The sequence below is a fragment of the Paenibacillus xinjiangensis genome, from assembly GCF_059686975.1.
On sequence record NZ_JCAALS010000045.1, the window covers coordinates 1 to 19,638 of the forward strand.

19 protein-coding genes and 1 other annotated feature are annotated in these 19,638 nt (G+C 50.4%); of the genes, 10 read left to right on the forward strand and 9 right to left on the reverse strand.

Annotated features, from left to right (window positions below; all coding sequences use genetic code 11):
* Positions 1 to 571 precede the first annotated feature (571 nt).
* The 5 genes from AC6ESP_RS28430 to AC6ESP_RS28450 form a co-directional block, all read right to left on the reverse strand.
* The gene (locus tag AC6ESP_RS28430; RefSeq protein ID WP_497100137.1) at positions 572 to 1,588 is read right to left on the reverse strand and encodes a zinc-binding alcohol dehydrogenase family protein; all 1,017 of its coding nucleotides are present in this window, start codon (positions 1,586 to 1,588) and stop codon (positions 572 to 574) included.
* The gene (locus tag AC6ESP_RS28435; protein ID WP_497100138.1) at positions 1,585 to 2,541 is read right to left on the reverse strand and encodes an aldo/keto reductase; all 957 of its coding nucleotides are present in this window, start codon (positions 2,539 to 2,541) and stop codon (positions 1,585 to 1,587) included. The genes AC6ESP_RS28430 and AC6ESP_RS28435 overlap by 4 nt, the downstream gene beginning before the upstream one ends.
* Before the next feature lie 68 nt (positions 2,542 to 2,609).
* The gene (locus AC6ESP_RS28440; RefSeq protein ID WP_497100139.1) at positions 2,610 to 4,109 is read right to left on the reverse strand and encodes a UxaA family hydrolase; all 1,500 of its coding nucleotides are present in this window, start codon (positions 4,107 to 4,109) and stop codon (positions 2,610 to 2,612) included.
* Positions 4,106 to 5,599, reverse strand: coding sequence for a tagaturonate reductase (locus AC6ESP_RS28445; protein WP_497100140.1), 1,494 nt, complete (start codon positions 5,597 to 5,599; stop codon positions 4,106 to 4,108). The genes AC6ESP_RS28440 and AC6ESP_RS28445 overlap by 4 nt, the downstream gene beginning before the upstream one ends.
* Positions 5,593 to 6,423, reverse strand: coding sequence for an amidohydrolase family protein (locus AC6ESP_RS28450; protein WP_497100141.1), 831 nt, complete (start codon positions 6,421 to 6,423; stop codon positions 5,593 to 5,595). The genes AC6ESP_RS28445 and AC6ESP_RS28450 overlap by 7 nt, the downstream gene beginning before the upstream one ends.
* A 209-nt stretch (positions 6,424 to 6,632) precedes the next feature.
* Between AC6ESP_RS28450 and AC6ESP_RS28455 the strand changes: the two genes are divergently transcribed.
* The 3 genes from AC6ESP_RS28455 (at position 6,633) to AC6ESP_RS28465 (ending at position 7,978) form a co-directional block, all read left to right on the forward strand.
* Entirely contained in the window at positions 6,633 to 7,511 is an 879-nt protein-coding gene (locus AC6ESP_RS28455) for a helix-turn-helix domain-containing protein (RefSeq protein WP_497100142.1), read from the forward strand.
* 84 nt (positions 7,512 to 7,595) lie between these two features.
* Positions 7,596 to 7,766 carry a hypothetical protein gene (locus AC6ESP_RS28460; RefSeq protein ID WP_497100143.1) on the forward strand — a complete coding sequence of 57 codons (171 nt, stop codon included), beginning with the start codon at positions 7,596 to 7,598 and terminating at the stop codon, positions 7,764 to 7,766.
* 44 nt (positions 7,767 to 7,810) lie between these two features.
* Positions 7,811 to 7,978 carry a hypothetical protein gene (locus AC6ESP_RS28465; RefSeq protein ID WP_497100144.1) on the forward strand — a complete coding sequence of 56 codons (168 nt, stop codon included), beginning with the start codon at positions 7,811 to 7,813 and terminating at the stop codon, positions 7,976 to 7,978.
* A 71-nt stretch (positions 7,979 to 8,049) separates the two neighbouring features.
* Here the strand turns inward: AC6ESP_RS28465 and wsfD are convergent, their stop codons facing one another.
* The 4 genes from wsfD to AC6ESP_RS28485 form a co-directional block, all read right to left on the reverse strand.
* Positions 8,050 to 9,477: a glycan biosynthesis hexose transferase WsfD gene (gene wsfD / locus AC6ESP_RS28470; RefSeq protein ID WP_497100145.1), complete on the reverse strand. Its 1,428-nt coding sequence runs from the start codon at positions 9,475 to 9,477 to the stop codon at positions 8,050 to 8,052.
* Between the two features lie 112 nt (positions 9,478 to 9,589).
* A complete protein-coding gene (locus AC6ESP_RS28475; RefSeq protein WP_497100146.1) occupies positions 9,590 to 10,531 on the reverse strand; it encodes an EamA family transporter in 942 nt (313 codons plus the stop codon).
* A gap of 121 nt (positions 10,532 to 10,652) precedes the next feature.
* Positions 10,653 to 11,414: a MerR family transcriptional regulator gene (locus AC6ESP_RS28480; protein WP_497100147.1), complete on the reverse strand. Its 762-nt coding sequence runs from the start codon at positions 11,412 to 11,414 to the stop codon at positions 10,653 to 10,655.
* Positions 11,415 to 11,759: 345 nt separating this feature from the next.
* Positions 11,760 to 12,551 carry an alpha/beta hydrolase gene (locus tag AC6ESP_RS28485; RefSeq protein WP_497100148.1) on the reverse strand — a complete coding sequence of 264 codons (792 nt, stop codon included), beginning with the start codon at positions 12,549 to 12,551 and terminating at the stop codon, positions 11,760 to 11,762.
* A 198-nt stretch (positions 12,552 to 12,749) separates the two neighbouring features.
* Here AC6ESP_RS28485 and AC6ESP_RS28490 point away from each other — a divergent pair, with 198 nt between their 5' ends.
* The 7 genes from AC6ESP_RS28490 (at position 12,750) to argS (ending at position 19,592) form a co-directional block, all read left to right on the forward strand.
* Positions 12,750 to 13,424, forward strand: coding sequence for a PspA/IM30 family protein (locus AC6ESP_RS28490; RefSeq protein ID WP_497100149.1), 675 nt, complete (start codon positions 12,750 to 12,752; stop codon positions 13,422 to 13,424).
* Between the two features lie 129 nt (positions 13,425 to 13,553).
* Entirely contained in the window at positions 13,554 to 13,955 is a 402-nt protein-coding gene (locus AC6ESP_RS28495; protein ID WP_497100150.1) for a DUF350 domain-containing protein, read from the forward strand.
* Positions 13,956 to 13,984: 29 nt separating this feature from the next.
* The gene (locus AC6ESP_RS28500; protein ID WP_497100152.1) at positions 13,985 to 14,491 is read left to right on the forward strand and encodes a DUF4178 domain-containing protein; all 507 of its coding nucleotides are present in this window, start codon (positions 13,985 to 13,987) and stop codon (positions 14,489 to 14,491) included.
* Positions 14,492 to 14,670: 179 nt separating this feature from the next.
* A complete protein-coding gene (locus tag AC6ESP_RS28505) occupies positions 14,671 to 15,405 on the forward strand; it encodes a DUF4247 domain-containing protein (RefSeq protein ID WP_497100153.1) in 735 nt (244 codons plus the stop codon).
* A 788-nt stretch (positions 15,406 to 16,193) separates the two neighbouring features.
* Complete coding sequence (locus AC6ESP_RS28510; RefSeq protein WP_497100172.1) at positions 16,194 to 17,147, forward strand: L-lactate dehydrogenase; 954 nt, start codon at positions 16,194 to 16,196, stop codon at positions 17,145 to 17,147.
* Between the two features lie 90 nt (positions 17,148 to 17,237).
* The gene (locus tag AC6ESP_RS28515; protein ID WP_497100154.1) at positions 17,238 to 17,558 is read left to right on the forward strand and encodes a thioredoxin domain-containing protein; all 321 of its coding nucleotides are present in this window, start codon (positions 17,238 to 17,240) and stop codon (positions 17,556 to 17,558) included.
* A 40-nt stretch (positions 17,559 to 17,598) separates the two neighbouring features.
* Positions 17,599 to 17,845: a binding site (T-box leader), on the forward strand.
* A 52-nt stretch (positions 17,846 to 17,897) separates the two neighbouring features.
* Complete coding sequence (argS, locus tag AC6ESP_RS28520) at positions 17,898 to 19,592, forward strand: arginine--tRNA ligase (protein ID WP_497100155.1); 1,695 nt, start codon at positions 17,898 to 17,900, stop codon at positions 19,590 to 19,592.
* Positions 19,593 to 19,638: the final 46 nt, after the last annotated feature.

Consider the following 19,638-nt stretch of genomic DNA (forward strand, 5'->3'; position numbering starts at 1 on the left):
TGAAAATCCTCCTCTGAATGTTGTCTCGACAACCTCATTCTAACCGAGGATTTTCACTATGGCTCTCTTTTTTTGCCTATAGCTATTTACACAAGTATATGGACTCTACTCCCAACTAGAGCCTCTACCGCCCATAATGCTGACCTTTCTGCAACATTATCGCCCATCTGGGGCCTCTTCCGACCAGAATGCTGACCTTTCTGCAACATTATCGCCCAACTAGAGCCTCTACCGCCCATAATGCTGACCTTTGTGCAACATTATCACCCACTAGGCTACTTTGAGCCATAATGTTGCACTTGCTTGTTGCTACATTATGGCTCGGATTCGGCTACTTGGGGCCATAATGTTGCACTTTTTGCAGCATTCGGCTCAGGTTCGGCTACTCTCGTGCCATAACGCTGCTCTTCTTGCAGCATTTGGCTCGGATTCGGCTACTTGGAAGCGATAATGTTGCTCGCTATGCAGCATTCGGCTCGGTTTCGGCTACTTGGGAGCACCCATGCTTGCTGCAGCATTCAGCCCTTATCAAGCTAGTTAGCACCACCAACTACTTGAGGTCTGCTGTACCCTACAGCTCGACCATCGCTTTAATCACTTTCGACTCTGGCTTCAGCCAGGTGTCGAACTGCTCGATCATCTCACCGAATGGTGCGCGGTGTGTGATGAAGCTGTCTACGTCGATGCTGCCGCTGCGGACCGCGCCGATGACGTTGTCGAAATCCTCCATGGTGGCATTACGGCTGCCGAGCAGCGTCATTTCGCGTTTGTGGAACTCCGGATCATTGAACGTGATGTCGGCTTTTACAAGTCCAACGTAGACGAGCTTCCCACCATGTCCAACGAGCTCAAAGGCATTCATCATCGAACGAGCGTTGCCCGTGGCATCGAACACAACTGTAGGAAATTCTCCGTCAGTTAACGCTGCAAGCTTCTCCTTCGCATCATCCAGCGCATTGACCGTGTGATCCACCTTAGCCCATTCCTTGCAGTAAGCTAACCGCTCATCGTTAATATCCATCGCGATCACATTCGCGCCTGTATGCTTCGCAAAAGCCATTACCCCAAGGCCAATCGGCCCCGCTCCGATAACTAACGCTATCTCTCCCTCACGAAGATCAGAGCGCCGCACCGCGTGAGCCCCAATACTGAATGGCTCCAGCACTGCGGATTGATCCAGCGTCAGACCATTCGTCTTGATCAAGTGGCTGAGCGGAAGAGAGACAAGCTCTCTCATCCCACCATCGATATGGACGCCCAGCACCTTCATGTCTGTGCAGCAGTTCGTCTTACCATAGCGACAAGCAATGCATTGCCCACAGTGCATATATGGGATGACGCTAACCTGATCTCCAACCTCATATCCCGCCTCATTAGCACCGATCTGCTCTATGACTCCAGCCAACTCATGGCCTAGCACACGCGGATACGTAAAAAACGGCTGATTGCCTTTGTAGGCATGCATATCGGTACCACAAATTCCGATCCGGCGTATACGAATAATGGCTTCATCTGATGATGCCAGTACAGGTTCTTCCAGCTCAATAGCTCTCAGCTCATCGATGGTTTCACATATGATTCCTCTCATCCCACCGAGCTCCCTTTATTAATTACCGTATTATATTCCGCTACCCCGCTCACCCATGTCTCATTATGAACGGGCTCCAGTATAGCCAGCACCTCAGCAAGCAGGTGCTCATCAATCGGCTCATCCGTCCACTCCGCATTGCGGCGAATATTATCGGGGTTAGCCGTACTTACGAGTGTCGTCGGAATTCGTTCATTCGCTGTAGAATACTGCACCGCCAGCTTCGCGATTTCCGTGCCCCGGCTGGCGCAGTGCTGAGCCGCCTGCATCGAGAGCTCCTTAAGCCGCGCGCTGGCAGGATGCCAATCCGGTGTTCCTCTTGTACCCAGCAGCCCCATCGACAACGGCGAAGCATTCACAAGTCCTACACCTTGCTTCTCTGTAAGAGGAAGCAGCTCGAGCAGTGACGTATCATTTAAGGAGTAATGGCAATAGGATAAAATCACTTCAATATCCGAATTCGGAAGCCATTTCTCGAATAATTCCAGCGGTAAGCCTGAGATACCGAAGTATCGGATCTTCCCTTGCTCCTTCAGCTTCTGCAGCGCTGGGATCGCTTCCTGCGCCTGCATAGGAGTGACGAACTCCAAATCATGCAGGAACATCAGGTCTATATAATCTGTATTTAACCGCACCAGACTTTCTTCCAGGCTTGCAATGATCCGCGCTTCGGAGAAATCGAACGATGCCTCACCGTAGCGGCCCGCCTTAGTGGATAGCAGGAACTTGTCACGCGGCAGCTCGCGCACAGCTTTTCCAAGGACAGTCTCTGCTTTGGTCTGACCGTAATAGGGTGATACATCGATATAGTTAATGCCTGCGTCGATGGCGGTATGGACGGTTCGGATCGCCTCAGCCTCATTCGTCTCGCGGAATACCGATCCCAGCGAGGATGCTCCGAAGCTAAGCACCGACACATCCAGCCCCGTATTGCCCAGCTTTCTATATTTCACGCTAATCTCTCCTCATAGTGCTCAATAAATCCCACAGTTATCCATTACCTTGGCTCTTCCTTCATGCACTACAATATTACCCCATCCTTGAAAATCGCAATTTCCTTGAAGCCGTTGCGTTCATTGTTCGTCTGTATGTCTCCCGATGCCAGACGGATCAGCTGATCCCACAGCTCGTCGGTCATCTCATTCATGCTCTTATCCTCCAGCAGCTGACCAGCATTGAAGTCAATCCAATTCTTCTTGCGCTGGGCCAGCTCACTGTTCGTAGCAATCTTCACCGTTGGTACTGGCCCGCCGAACGGCGTTCCTCTTCCCGTTGTGAATAATACAATATGGGCGCCGCCTGCCGATAGAGCCGTTACAGATACAAGATCATTGCCCGGAGCCTCGAGCAGATTAAGCCCTGTATGCGTCACGCGCTGACCATAAGGAACGACGTCCGTAACGACCGCATGACCACCCTTTTGCGTGCAGCCGAGCGACTTCTCCTCCAGCGTACTGATACCGCCAGCCTTATTGCCCGGAGAAGGATTCTCGTAGATTTCTTGATCATGACGGATAAAATATTGCTTAAAATCATTAATCAGATGAACGATTTTGCCGAATACCTGCTCATTCTCCGCGCGGTTCATGAGTATCGTCTCCGCTCCGAACATCTCTGGAACCTCAGTCAGTATCGCCGTTCCTCCAGCCTCAATCAGCCGATCCGATACGGTACCGACAAGCGGATTCGCTGTTATGCCGGACAGTCCATCAGATCCGCCGCATTTCAGTCCCAGCTTCAGCTTCGACACAGGCACAGGCTCACGCTTGAACTTCTCGGCATACTCGACCAGCTCCTCTATAAGCTCAAGAGACGCCTCCAGCTCATCCTCAACCTCCTGCGATTTCAGAAACTTCACTCGATCCGGATTGTAATCCCCGATTGCCTCCTTGAAGGAGTCGATCTGGTTGTTCTCACAGCCAAGCCCCATTACAAGCACGCCTGCCGCATTCGGATGATTAACGAGCGAGGCAAGCAGCTTCTGCGTATGCGTCAGGTCATCTCCGAGCTGCGAGCAGCCGAACGGATGGGCAAAATGATATACCCCTTCCACACGCCCCGCGTACAGCTTATCCGCTTGCTTCGCTACGATCTCACAGGTTTTATTAATGCAGCCTACCGTATTAATGACCCAGATCTCGTTGCGAATACCGACTTCTCCATTGTCTCTTACATAGCCCTGAAAGGTCTGTGCGCGAGCACCTGCCGAAGGAAGCACCTCTTGTACCGCTGTCGGCTCGAACGAATAATCCACGAAGCCCTTCAGCCCTGTGCCCAGGTTATGCGTATGCACCCAGCTGCCTGCCTCAATGGCTGTCTTAGCTACTCCGATGGAATAGCCGAATTTCAACACATGGCTGCCTTCTGCGATAGGAGAAGCTGCTATTTTGTGACCCTTCGGTACATCCTCTAGCAGCTCAAGCTCCCTATTGCCTTCTAATAGCAGGCGGTCGCCCTTGTGCAGCGGAGCTAACGATATGACGACATGGTCCTGCTCATGCAATCGAATCCAGTTGTTCATGCCAGCTCTCTCTCCATTTCCGTCAAATACTCAGCCACTGCTTCCGCGAGCCCTTCCACCTTGGACAAATCCTGTCCCCATACCTCATGAAGCGCGAGCAACCTTGACGCGGTATCCCTTCCAGACTCCCTGCTAGCCATTGCCTGTGCCCAAGCTGCTTCCAACGCCTCAAGTGCAGCCGCATCATCACGAACGATATATATGCTGCCGTTCAGATCAACGCCTTCATAGCTATCGCCTGTTCGTGTCACCTTATAATAACGAAGCAGTCCCGCGAAGCCTCGTACTAATCGAGCCGGCATCGGCTGTCCATTCTCTGCATAATACAGCAAGGATGGCAGCAGCCTTACCTTGAATTTACTAATGCTGTTCATTGCAATATCGCTGAGACGGTGACGAATGAACGGATTCAAGAACCGCTCATATACCGCTGCGGCATAATCCTTCAGCTCCTCCGCTGGCAATGGCAGTGTTGGAATAATCTCCTCTTCCACTGCTGCGCGAATGAATGCGCCCAGCTCCTCATGCTCCATCACTTCACGCACTTGCTCTATGCCATGAACGAGTGCAAGAGGCGTCATCAGCGTATGAGCACCATTGAGAATACGAACCTTGCGCAGTTGGAAGGGCTTAAGCTCCTTCACCCAGTGCACATTAAGTCCAGCCTTAGCAAGCGGCAGCCTCTCACCCAGCTCTGGCTCAGCTTCAATCGCCCAGAAGTGGTAGGGCTCCGCCGTGCTCAGGCTGGCATCCGTGTAGCCCCACTCCTCGAACCACTGCTCCGCCTGCGCTTGATCGGGATAACCCGTTACAATACGATCAACCAGGGAATTGAGGAAGCGGTTATGCTCATTCACCCACGTCACGAATGCATCCGGCAGTTCCCAATCCTCACTGTACTTCAGCACGCATGCCTTAAGCTCATCGCCGTTACGCTCCAGCAGCTCGCATGGCAAGCAGATCAGTCCACGCTCTGCGTCGCCTTCGAAAGCCAGAAAGCGGCGGTACAGCAAATAAGTAAGCTTGCCTGGGAATGATTCGATCGGCTGTCCTTCGACAAGCGCCTCTGGTCGATAGGCTAAGCCCGCTTCCGTCGTATTCGATATAACGAACTGCAAATCCGGTGATTCTGCCAATGCAATAAACGTCTCCCAATTCGAATAAGGATCGAATGCTTGCTTGAACACCGATATGATTTCCTTGCGCTGGGCGCGCGTACCATTCTCGAGTCCTCTAATAACGAGCGTATATAGACCATCCTGCGCCGCAAGCGAATCGATCTTCGGCTTGCCGCCTCGACGTGGCTGTGTGACAGCAATACTTCCCGAATACAACCCCTGCTTCCGGCATTCCTGCAGCATCCAATCAAAGAATCCACGCAGGAAGTTGCCTTCTCCAATCTGCAATATCGTAATTGGACTTGCCTGTATGGCTTCATATTGCTCGTGATCTGCACCGTTCAACACAGAATGATTCAATGTATTTAGCATTTATAAAACTCCTTCGCATTTAGTCCGAATAACCGCTCTCTATCTGCTTCGCTATAGTCCTCTGGCAATGCCTTAATCAATACATCCACAACCTGGTCATAGCTTGCAGCAAGCAGACAGACCGGCCAATCACTGCCGAACATGACCCGCTCCGTCCCGAATTGCTCCAATACGTGACGAATATACGGTACACAATGCTCCGGCTTCCACGCATCATGATCCGCTTCCGTAACCATGCCTGACAGCTTGCAATAGATTTGCTTATGGCCCGCTATCTCTGCCATTTGGCTGCGCCATGGCTCCAGCATGCCTGCCGCGATTCGCGGCTTGGCTATATGGTCAACAACGCCGCGCAGGTTCGGCACTTGATCAAGCAGCTCGACGACTGCGCCCAGCTGATGGGAGACAACCAGCAGATCAACGGGGATGTCCCGCTCCGCATATAGCTTCAAGGCTTCAATGAAATAAGGCTCCAACACTTCCTTCGCGTCAGGCATTTCCTGAATCATCGCCCGGAAGCCAACAAGCTTCGGATGAGCACGGAAGCGCTCGTAATGGGAATAGTGGTGCGGGTCCTTCAGGTCCAGCCATGCGACAACACCTGCTATCGTATCCGATTGCTCGCTTAGCGCAAGCAAATATTCGGTTTCATCAAGCGTGGGAGCAGCCTGCACCACAATCGTCTTCTGTATCCCATGCTTATCGAGATACGGCCTTAAGTCCTCTGGCAGATAATCACGGTAGAGCACCGGTAACTCCGGAGTAATCCAACCGTAATCACCACGCTCGATTGACCAGTAATGCTGATGTGCATCCATTCTCATCCATGCCAGTCCCTTCATGTCAGCGTTTTCACTATTCTCAAATTTGATTGGCCTACAGGAGTCTATTCCATTGCGATGCTTCTCTTTATCTCTTATTATAAAGACAATAATGAATTTAAAAATAGCGTAATCCTGCATATATATACTCTATTTTGATCTCATACACCCATACATTAGCTCATCATCTGTATCGCTAAGGAGGCTGCCCTATGAAACCTTTCCGCAAGCCGTTCGACTTCAGCTCCCCGTTCCCATTCGACTGCAATTACAGAGATAAGAAGCATTGGCAGACCGAGCTGCCGGACCATCTCCATGACTGGTACGAAATGGTCTACATCTATGAAGGGAAAGGCACCTTCTTCATCGATCAGACCTTCTACGATATGAAGCGCGGCGACCTGTTCCTTATTCCAGGCAATACGATCCACCGCTCACTCCCTGACAAAATAGAGCCGGTTACATCGACGGCCATCTTCTTCAGCGCTATTGTCGTCCAGACAGCATCATTAGGGGATTCCTTCTCCTACTTGCGCTGCTTCGAGCATGCCAAGCAGCACAAGAGCTACAAGCTCGAGCCAGCCCATCACGAGCAAGCGAGGCTCGAGAGCCTTATCGAGGAGCTTCAGCGGGAGCGGCAGGAGCAGCAGCCTGGCTATCGTCAGGCCGTACTGCTGCAGCTTGAGCAGATCCTATTGCTGCTGAACCGCAGCATCATCCCTAGCAACTCTATGAATCATGATGCTTCCAGCTCAGAAGCCTCTTTAATTGGACCACAGTGGATGCGCAGCATTCTGCTCCATATTGATCAGCAGCCGGAAGCGCCGCTCGGCTTGTCAGCTCTTGCCCAGATGGCAGCCGTTACTCCTGCTCATTTCTCCCGCGTCTTCAAGCAGCTGACGGGCATGAACGTGACCGAATACGTCACGCTGAAGCGGATCATTCGGGCGAAGGAGCTGCTGTTGGCAAGCGACGTGAGCATTCGACTAATAGCCGATGAGTGCGGCTTCGAGAGCCTGCCTCATTTTCACCGCATGTTCAAGAAATTCACCGGTATGACCCCTGCCGCCTATAAAAGAAGCACAACGTGATAAATCGCTCGGAGCATCTGCCGCTTCAGCCTGTCTCTCCTTCGCATACGTTGTATGATCCGTTGCAAAGAAGGAGGTAACCTTGTGCTCCACTCGAATGTAAAGACTTATAAATATCGTGTTGGCCTTAACAATTTCATAGTCATTAATATCTATCAGACTGCTACCGCCACTTCTACACAAGGAAATGTGCTTGCCAGCAACGCCGTCAACGTTCAAATTGCCAAAGGCAAGCAGCACCGCCGTCGTCGTTAGCCTTAATCTCTTATTTAACTATAAGAGATAAGGAGGTGATTGCTATGAGTCGTAAATCTTCCAACAAAAACGTTGTGAAATGGGGAAATGGTAAAACCAACATCCGCGTCGGACAATCTGCCAATGCTCTTATTGGTCAAGGCGGTAACGCGTTTGCCATTAACGCTTCAGAGATTGGTGTTGTTCGCATTCGTCCAGGACAGCAGCAGTAACACGCAGCAAAGCTCGCAGCCAGTGGTATACCTACCACTAGTGCGAGCTCTCTTTTTGTTCATACCAATCTTTAAGCGCGCCTGCCGATCATCCTGACACCATGCCATACCACGTACATCACGCTCGTCACCACCATCATATCGAAGCAGACATTGAACAGGAACAAATGCTTGCCAAGATCAGCCTCCCCGTCCCCTAGCAGCGGAATGGCGAAGCCGAACATGCCCACGAGTGCGACAGCGAGCAGCGTCTCGAGATACATACGCGTTCTTAGTGAGCGCGTCCGCACATAATGAACAGCAAGCACGAGGATATAGGCTGCGAAGAATAGGGCAACCAGCCATAGCTCACGCGGAATGTGCATGTTCTTGAACTGGCTCCAGGTCGAATAGGCATAGCTGACAGCACCGTACTTATTCCCCTCAGTTTGATCATAGCTCCCCAGATAATAAGGGCGAATGCTCATCCCATTGTCCGCGGCCCGCTCCAGCTTGTCGATAAACCGCTGAGGATGCTTTGCATAATACAGCAGCACATCCTTATGACTAAGCTCTCCGAGCGCTTCTACGATGCGCGGATCATTTTGCTTTATAACCGTATCCTTCTGAAAATAATTCGTGCCCGCATTCACCTTGAATGCCTCCGGCAGGCCCAGCTCCCTCAAATCCCTTGCAGGATCCGGCGAATCCTTCAATATACCGAAGAATACCGTCTGATATAGATTAATCTGCTTCAGCTCGCGCGGTGCTCCAGCATACATCCCTACCGTTGTTAGCAGCAGCACCGCCGACCAGATGAGAATGGATTTCCGCCAAGGTTGATCACTCCGAATCTGCCATAATCGCAAGCCAAGTACTATAATGACTAGACCAATAGGCGCGTTCTGCAGCTTAGTAGCGATGAGGCACATGCTGGATAGATAGAAAGCAGTTAGCAGCCACCTCGTTGGATGATCGCTTCTTATAATAGCTAGTGCCAGCCCGAAGGTCAGCAGCATGAAAATTAATGTAATCGCCTCTCCGAAAAAAGAATTGAAATAGGCGGCATAGCCCACATCCAGGAATACGAGAGACAAGCTGACAACCAGTACGGTGTTGAATACAATTGAGCTTCTTTTATTGAATCGAACGATGCAGTAGAGGGCTGCCAGCAGTAGAATGGTATACAGAAATGAGAGCACGCGGATATCGAATAGCTGCGAGTTAAGCACTCTGCCGATCATCCCTGCTAAGAAGACAATCAAGAGCTGAGAGGATACATAGCCCCCTAGACCGATTGGACCATAGCCGTATGTCGTGTGTGCATATCCAAAATAACGGTCACGATACGATTCCTCGCTATCGCTATACTCGATGCCGCCCACAATCATTATTCGGGAGAAATCCCCATTATCAGCTACTCCAATAAGCGGTTTAACGAATAATAAAGCCCCTAGCACGACAGCTGCAATAATCAGAATGAGGATCTCACTCCGAGCCACTCTGGCAATCCGGTTCAATGGACAATCTCCTCCCTAACTCCTCTTCTATGGCAAAAAAGACAGAGGCAGCTCTTAACTCCGCGAAGTTAATACCGCCTCTGTCTCTTTCTAACTCTATCTATCTTTAGTATTACCCGCCGTACAATCGCATAAACAGGATGCCAGCGAACGCAGTCGCAATGCCTGCTGTCTCAAGCCTTGTGAATTTTTCTTTGACGACGAACCGTGTATAGAGCAGCACGAGCAGCACATTCAGCGCTGTAACCGCCGAGACGAGTCCCGTCTTGCCCAGATCGAATGCGGTGATGATCATCATCATCCCGACTGCATTGGTGATGCCGACCCCCAAGCCCGTCACGAACGTTCGCTTCCCACTCCAGCTAACCTTCACAGCTCGCTTGCTAACCCCCGAGACAGAAGCTACCTGTTCCGGTTCCGAGTAGCCGCCAGCGGCTGCCATTGGCACATTCACTGCTGCCCGTTCTGCCCTGATATCCTTCAGCCACCATATGCCGAAGCATAAGGAGCCCATCGCGAACATGCATACTAATGTAGGGAAAAGCGCTGCTCCCTCCATCGTCGTCCATTTGCTCGACAGATCATTGCCCGCGAACAGCAGCATAGCGAGCAGTCCCCACTCGGCACCTTGCAGATTAGACAGGGATAGGTCATTCGAGTAACGTACGAGTAATATACCAACAACAATGACGATAAAAGCAGCCAGCTGCATCATATTCAGACTCTCACCCCATAAGCCGTACGCTACAACAACGACGATTACGGATGGGAGTGCGGTCAATATGGCAACAAGTGAAGCCTTGCCAACCGCGAAGCCCTTGAACATGCTCGCATTGGCACCGAAGGAGAACAGCCCCATTTGCAGTCCAATGAGTGCTGGCAGCGACCATTCCTGCCCCGTTACAAGCGTCCCCACCAAGCAGATGACTGCCCCTGAGAAGAAAGTTCCGCATAGCAGCGCATTGCGGTTAAGCTGCTGCTGGCTGGTCCAATGATAGAGAATTCCTCTTAGACCGAAGCAGCTTGCCGCAAGCACAGAAAATATTAGCCACATGTTGATAAGTCTCCTGTCATGATCTGTAGAATGATTCAAACATCCTTAATCATGACAGCAGTTGCTGCCGCTGTAAATAATAATCCCTCACATTCGATGCCCATCCGCGCCTATTGCTGATTCATGACAAGCGGTCGCAGTATTCATGCATCGCATCACGCAGGAATGCAGCGAGCCCTGCTTGGTATTTATCAATATTTTTCGTAAAGCGGGGATCATTCACATACAAATCGCCGAGGCCGCGAAAAATATCCGGTGTACAGTCATAGTAGCTGCTCGTAATATGGCTGCACAGATCACTTGCCGCCTGCTGCGCCCCTTCAGAGGCTGGCCCCTGAGGCATCGCTGCGATCATTCGGGTGTATATATCCTCAAGCTCCTCCTTGATTCGCTTCCAATCCTCTTCCTTGTAGCCTGCTGTCCTGCGCTGCGACTGTACATAGGCATCCGTAGCACCGTATTTCTCCCGCGTCTCCTGCTCAACCTTCTTCTGATGCTCCTTGATTTCCTTCATATCGAAGGGTTCGAACATCTCCTGCTTCGTCATCGCTCTTCCTCCTTCAATGGATACAATCGTCTGTTCCACAGATTGAATAATGTTCTCGAGGCGGCGTTTTTTCTCCACGAGCAGCTGCTTATGGGTCTCCAGCGCGGTCTTGCGGTCGAACCTCGGATTGTCCAGAATGCTCTTGATCTCCTCCAGCGAGAAATCCAGCTCCTTGAAAAAAAGAATTTGCTGCAGTCTGGCGAAGTCCTCCTCGCTGTACAGCCTATAGCCGTTCTCTCCCACCTGAGCCGGTTTCAAAAGTCCAATTCTGTCGTAATAATGAAGTGTACGTACACTAACACCTGCAAGCTTTGCCGCTTCTTTCACTTTGACCACCGTGGTCACCTCCTCTACCCTCATGCTAAACGATGACGCTGCGTCAGAGTCAATATGCTAATTCCTACCTACCCTAAGAACTAGGCCCTTGTGTGGATAAAGAAATAAACAGCCTTGTGGATAAATTGTAAATATCCGCATGAAATTTGAGGATAACTTATGTTGATAATGTGTATAACTCTGTGGATATGTATGTATAAGTGGGCTAGGCATGGCTTCAGACCTATTCCAATTCTTGCATAATTACAACATTTTGCCCGCTTCTGCACTGGATACATCTCTATAAACAAAGCAAAAACCTGGCCGCTGCGCCGCTGCGGTCAGGTTTTTGCTTTGATGAATGAGTTACTGCTCACTGCGAATCGGGAGCCATCGTAGAATGTTCTGAATGTGCGTGTCCCAATATCCCCATTCATGATCGCCTGGGCCTTCATCATAGGTCAGCTCAAGCTCTGTCTGGAGACAAGCATCGCGGAATGTCACATTATCTTCATAAAGGAAGTCATCGGTTCCACAGCACTGGTAGAGCAGCGGCTTGGGACCGGATGACTCTGCCTGCTGCTTCAAGAGCCATAGCAGATCATTCGGAGTACCCGCGATTTCTTCCTCGCCATAAATATGCTTGAACAACCTCCTGCTGCCTTCATCAGCATTAGCACTGTGATGGAGGTGCCCAATATCGAGTGCACCTGACAAGCTGGCTGCTGCCGCGAACCGCTCAGGATAGCTAAGTGCCCATTTGAATGCGCCATAGCCTCCCATCGACAAGCCCGCTACGAAGTTGTCTTCTCTATCCGCCGATAACGGGAAGAATGAACGAGCAACAGCAGGAAGCTCCTCCGTCAAGAAAGTCCAGTATTGATCGCCATAGGCCATATCGGTATAGAAGCTTTTATGTACATTAGGCATCACAATCGCTAGTCCCATCGAAGCAGCATAACGTTCAATGGACGTTCTGCGCAGCCAGATTGTATGGTCATCAGACAGACCATGGAGCAAATACAAGGTTGGATGGCGTCCATCACGCCCCAGACCGCTCATCCCGATCTGCGAGGATGTCTGTTGTGGAAGAATAACCGTCATTGACGTACTAATGCCCAGCACTTCTGAGAAAAAGTCGCATTGTATTAAAGCCATCTAATCACTCCCTAGATTATTTTATGAATGATGATGTTGCTCCTCTAATTGTATCCGCTTTCTCTCCATAATGCACTCCTTGTCCTCCAATCCTTCATTCTTGTTAATAAACATAAAATAATTCCAAATGAAACTATTTGAAGCGTATAATCGTAAGTAATGGGAATAAACTAGAATGAAATTTAGGAGGCTTACCTTATGTCAATTTTCAAAAGATTGCGTGACCTCACCTTGTCGAATGTGTACTCTCTGATTGAGAAAGCGGAGGATCCGATTAAATTGACAGATCAATATATCCGCGACATGCAAGAGGATCTGGAGGACGCAGAAAAAGCAGTTGCCGCACAAATTGCGCTTGAGAAAAAATTCAAGCAGCTGTATGAAGAGCAAGCACAGCTTGTAGAGAAACGTACCGAGCAAGCACACATCGCTGCTCAAGCACAGAATATTGATCTAGCCCGCCGTGCCCTTGAGGAGAAGAATGCTGCCGAATCGAAAGCAGCTGAGTACAAAACAAGCTTCGACCAGAACAAGGCTCTAGCCGACAACCTTCGTGAGAAGCTCGCCGAAATGCGCAAGCAGCTGACTGAGATGAAGAACAAACGCGAGACGCTCGTTGCTCGCTACAACGCAGCCAAAGCACAAGAGCAGATCAACAAGTCGATGGCTGGCTTCGGATCAGATACGGCAAGCGCTGGACTGAAACGCATGGAAGACAAGATGCTGCAAGCTGAAGCTCGCGCAGAAGCAAGCAACGAGCTCTTAGGCTCCAAAGGCAAATCACTGGATGATGAATTCGCTGCTCTTGGCAAGGATAAAGCGGTAGAGGATGAGCTCGCTGCCCTGCTTAAGCAGTACGAGAAAAAAGAATAACGTTACAGCTTACGACTAACAAGACGAACGGCTGCGGCCTTCGTCCCAACCGCCGGCGTGACAATTGGACATCCAATTGCAGCGTCGGCGATTTTGTACTTATTTTAGGGATATCGGGGGAGCCATTGTATGACTTGGACGGATTTGCTGCAAATTCCAGTGTGGACCGGCGCAGGCGCACTGCTGCTGTTTATTCTGATGTATCTAGACTCTTTAACGACCAAATATCATGATTTCCAAGAAATGAAGGATGGCAATACCGCGGTAACGACAAGGTTCGTAATGAAGCTTGGCGCACAAGCGTTCATTTTAGCACAATCGATTGTACAATCCACTTACATGTGGGAAGCGCTCTTGTTCTCCGTTGTATCCTTCATTACTTTAGTTGTTGTCGAGGCGATTTTCCGACTCATATTCTCAGCTGCCGCGGGCATTAAGCTCGAACAAGGCATCCATAAAGGCAAGATCGGCTATGCACTAATTGCAGGTGCCCTGCATATCGCAGGCGCCCTCATTATCGGAGCAGTCTAAGAACGCGTATGAACAAAGGAGTCTAACGAATGAGCATATTCAAACGAATCAAAAATATATTAGCTAAGCCAGAGCCTGTCAAGGTGGAGAAAAGCATTTTGTCACTGACTGCGGGCGATGTATGCGAAGTGTCACTCGTTACGTATCAAGTAACCGGACGAACACAGAATCGCAGCCGCAATGCGGTTGTACTGACGCTGCAAGATGGTACGGATATCAAATACTTGGTCATTGAGGAAAGAGAAAGAACGGTGTATGCCTTGTACGAGCCTATCGATGGCCGTCTCGACACGTTCGATGAAGTGCCGACAACCCTCGATTTCGATGACCGTGCTTACCATATGGAGGAGAACTACTCCGGCATGATTACCGCGAGCGGCAAAACCCCCTTCATGCAAGGCGGAGAGCAGCATGTATGGCAGTATCAGTCCGATGATATGCGCCTGCTGCGTATCGAGTGGCAGGATGGCCGCTTCATGCTCTATGTAGGTGAATCGGTATTGCCCGCAGATGTGCAAGTACTGCGGGGCGCATAAGGCATTAGCCCGTGACAGTAGTAAGCATACGTGGTTTTGCTACGCAAATTATGCTTTCGAAGCAATTTTTGCTACCGCAAAAATTGAGTTTACGCTTACGAGGTAATTTTTGCAACGCAAAAACGGGGGTTATGCTTACGAGGCAATTTTTGCTACCGCAAAAATTTTAGGAGGAGCACATGGCTAAAAAGTGGTGGCTTCATAGCATCAAGATTATTGTTATATTAAGCTTTATCGTTCCTCTTCTCGCTGCTTGTGCAGTATCCGATACGGTCAAGGAGGATTATCCGCTTGAATCGGTTAACGGCTCGGGCAACGAGACATCCTATGTCTACCGTGCAGTCGGACAGACCGTACCGGAAGTCGCGAACCAGCTTATCGAGAAGAAACAGCCACAGCAGCAATCGGAGGAAAGCACGGAGCGCATGTTCCTCGTCTACTCCGACGAAATCATTCATGTTCAGCAAGCCGAGGATGACCCCGCAGATACGTTAATCGAGGTCGACTCCAAGGAGTATGTTCGTCAGAATTACAGCAGCAGCTTCCTTCAAGCCTACTTGCTCGCCAGCTTGCTGGATGATCTATTCGATAATGGCAGATACGGCAAGGGCAGCTATCGCGGTTACAATTCCAAGGACGTATATAAGCCATCTGGTACTTACCGTGCTCCAACCGTCGAAGACAAGAAAAAAGCTCCACCAATGACTGTGAACCGAACGGGATCGATATTCAAACGTGCCAAGAATGCAGACTCCGCAGCAGGTGGCAGTGGCGGCAATTCCTCCTCCGGCTCGAAGGGCAGTATCACTAGTGGTGAGAAAGAGAACAAGAAGTCCGGCTCTGTCTTCAAGAAGCCGAAGAAGACCGTTCCCAAAATCCGCAAAGGCTCCGGTCGCATTACACGAAGACGATGACTGAGTTTACACAACAGCCCCCCACTATTCGCAGCTGTGCGATTGGTGGGGTTTTTTTATGTATACATACAATAGTCTAGGGACGAGTTCCTCTTACATCTATGCTACTCGCTCTTCATACCGATCTGAGGCTGTTTTTGAGCTTATTGCACCTCTTGGTGCGTCAAACCAACCATCTTAGGTCGTTTTCAGCCTTATTGCTGGGTTCGCGCTCCCCAAACTAGCTACTTCCACCAATCTAAGGTCGTTTTTCAGCTTATTCCACCCGTATGAGCACCAAACCAACCATCTAAGGTCGTTTTCAGGCTTAGTGCTGGGTTCGTGCTCCGCAAACTAGCTACCCCCACCATCTTAGGTCGTTTTTGAGCTTAATCCACCCTTTGGAGCACCAAACCATCCATCTAAGTTCGTTTTCAGGCTTATTGCTGGGTCTAAGCTCCCCAAACTAGCTACTTCCAACCATCTAAGGCTGTTTTTGAGCTTATTCCACCTTTTGGTGCGCCAAATCATCCATCTTAGGTCGTTTTTGAGCTTAATCCACCCTTTGGTGCACCAAACCATCCATCTAAGGTCGTTTTCAGCCTTAATGCTGGTTCGCGCTCCCCAAACTAGCTGAATCAGCATTTAGCATGGTGTGTTCTGGCATAGAATCGGCTGACACAGCACACGTCTGTTAGTCCACTGTTACACCTATGACCCTATAGTTAACAGTACCGTCACATGAATGGCATGCATGCCCATATATTAGAGTAACAACCATTTGAGCAATCAAGGAGCATGATGCCATGATGAGAAGCAGGGCGCGCAAGGTAGCGATTGTCGGAATCGGTCAGGTAGGCTCAAGCTGTGCCTATTCTCTTATCAATCAGTCGATATGCGATGAGATCATGCTGATTGATCGGACACCGGATCGTGCCTATGCACAGGCGCTCGATCTGTCGCATGGCATGGAGTTCATCCATTCCCGCACCAAAATCTATACAGGTACCTACGAGCAATGCTCAGATATAGATGTCGTCATCCTGAGCGCTGGCGCGTATCCGAAAAACGGTCATAATCGGATGGATGTTCTGGATACCGTAATGGACATCTATGAGCAAATGATTCCGCGAATTATGCAGAGCGGCTTCGGCGGTATTTTTCTGGCGGCCTCTAATCCTGTAGACATCGTCACCTATATCGTATGGCAGCTATCTGGACTGCCTCGCAGTCATGTGATTGGCACCGGTACCTCCATTGATTCCTCCCGTCTCAAAACATTGCTGTCTGAGCATTTTCCCGTCGACACGCGCAGCGTTCAGGGCTATGTGCTCGGCGAGCACGGAGAGTCGCAATTCCCCGCATGGTCGCATGTTACAATCGGCGGCAAGCCGATCCTCGATATTCTAGCGCAGCACCCCGTTCGATTCGGGCATTTGAAGCTGGAGGATATTGCGCTGCAAACGAAAAACGCCGGCTGGGAAATCTACACACGCAAAGGCTCCACCCACTACGGAATCGGCAACGCACTCGCCTACATTACCCGTTCTATTCTCAATGATGAGCATCGAATCATCGCTGTATCCTCTGTTCTTGAGCAAGAATATGGGCAAACCCACGTAGCTGCTGGCGTGCCAGCTATCATCACTCGCAGTGGCATTAAGGAAATTGTAGAGCTGAACCTCTCCCCTAACGAGCAGCAGCAAATGGACCATTCATGCTCAATTATTCGCGAGGCTATTGCCCTCATCGCACCCAAATAGCTCCCTCACTGCACATGGCTCGGCACAGCTTTCCATCTGCCTTATGTGATACACTAGACGAAAAGGACTTGCTATAGGAGAGAACTTCTTATGACCATTCATATCATGACGGACATACAGCTTGAAGAGGCCATTGCTAGCGGTCAGACACTGCTCGTGCTCTACCGTACCAGCTTCTGCAACGCATGCGGGCACATTGAAAGCAGGCTGCAAGACCTTCTTCCAGCATTAGCTGCTGACATGAATATTGCCGCCATTTATATCGATTTCTATGCAGGCGCAGCAGCCCCGCTGGAAATCAGCTCGTCGCCCACTCTTGTTCTGTATGAAGGCGGCAAGCCGCTCAGCACAATGCGCGGCTTCGAGGCTTCTAACGCCTTTCTTACGATTCTAAGCACGCGGGGAAGATAATAGATTGATTTTTCGCTCCATTTCATTTATTATTGCTGGAATAACATCGAGGAACGGGATAGTAACCTTATTCATGCATGAGCAGCGAGCCGGGGCGGTGAAAGCCGGTGATGTCGGATGAGGCGAAGAGGACCCGGGAGATGACTTGCTGAAGGAGACCCTTCTTAGGAAGCGTTCACTAGGCATGTCCGGTTCAGCACCGTTACAACGGCGAGATACCTATCCAGCCCTTACCGGCTTAATGGGTAACAAGAGTGGTACCACGGGCATTCAACCCCGTCTCTTCATAGAGACGGGGTTTTTCTGTTGTTTTTCAAACCTGAAGGAGGCATATCTCTTATGTTAATGAAAATGGTCGCACAGCAACTAGCTGCAGCTGTCAATCTAACGGAAGAAGCTATTATTCATGTGCTGGAATTCCCACCAAATGAAGAGCTGGGAGATGTGGCTTTCCCCTGCTATATTTTATCCAAGGAGCTGAAGCAAAGCCCCAACAGTATTGCCGAGAAGCTTGCCGCAGCGCTCATAAGCGAGGATTGGCACGCTACAGCAGCAGGGCCTTATGTCAATTTCCGCTTCAATCGGGCGCTCGCTTCCCAGAAGCTGCTTGAGGCTTGGCATAGCGAAGCAGTCCCCGTCCCGAACATCGGCCAAGGCAAGCGTGTCATTATCGACCTTTCATCGCCCAACATAGCGAAGCCCTTCGGGATCGGCCATCTACGCTCGACGATGATCGGCAACTCGCTGTATCATATTTTGAACAAGGTGGGTTATCAGACGGTCAGTGTGAATCACCTCGGTGACTGGGGCACACAATTCGGCAAGATGATTGTTGCCTACCTCAATTGGGGTGATCCGGCCCATAAGCCCGCTGACCCGATCAAAGCCTACCTAGAGCTCTATGTTCGGTTTCACAAGGAAGTCGAAGCTCATCCTGAATTGGAAGACGAGGCAAGAGCTTGGTTCACGAAGCTGGAGGCTGGAGACGAGGAAGCCCAAGGCTACTGGCAGACTTTTATAGCAGACAGTATGGTCGAGTTCCAGAAGCTGTACGACCGGCTTGGCGTGAAGTTCGATCATTACTTAGGCGAGAGCTTTTACAATGATAAAATGGATGCAGTCGTCGCTAGGCTTGTGGAGAAAGGCCTGCTCGAGGAAAGCGATGGCGCCCAGGTCGTACGGCTGGATGAATATGATCTGCCCCCTTGTATGATTAAGAAATCGGACGGCTCATCGATCTACGCTACACGCGATCTCGCTACCGCTATCTATCGCCATGAAGTGATGCTTGGCAGCGAGCTGCTCTATGTGGTTGGCGCTGAGCAATCACTGCATTTTCGCCAGCTGTTTCTCGTCCTTGGCAAGCTGGGACTGGACTTTGCGCAGCAATGCAAACATATTCCGTTCGGCCTGATGAAGATGGATGGGCACAAAATGTCCACGCGCAGAGGGAAGGTCGTCTTTCTGGAGGATGTGCTTAATGAAGCTGTTCGCCATGCTCTGCTCAAAATCGAGGAGAAGAATCCTGCTCTGAGCACGAAGCTTGAGGTTGCTGAGGCTGTCGGTATCGGAGCTGTCGTATTCGGAGATTTGAAGCATTCACGGACGCTTGAGGTCGACTTTACCTTCGAGGATATTCTGAGCTTCGAGGGCGAGACTGGGCCCTATGTGCAATACACCTATGCGAGAACGCAGAGCCTGCTTAGAAAAGCCGTAAAAGATCATGCAGACCACGCTGGAGTAACCCAATTGGATTACAATTACGCCGAAGGGGATGCCACTTGGCGGCTTGCCAAAGCGCTGATGCGTTACCCCGATATCCTTGTCCAAGCTGCCGAGCGTTACGAGCCATCTGTGCTCGCACGCTATTTGATCGACTTGGCGCAGACGTTCAACCGTTTCTATCATCATGAAAAAATAATAACGGATAACGTTGACGAGCGTTGCCTTAAGCTCGCTTTCGTCCAAGCGGCTGCCTGGTGCTTAGCCGATGGCTTACAGCTGCTCGGAGTGCAGGCTCCTGCCGAGATCTAATAAATAAAAGAACCGGCTCCGTCCCTCTGAGGGACGAAGCCGGTTC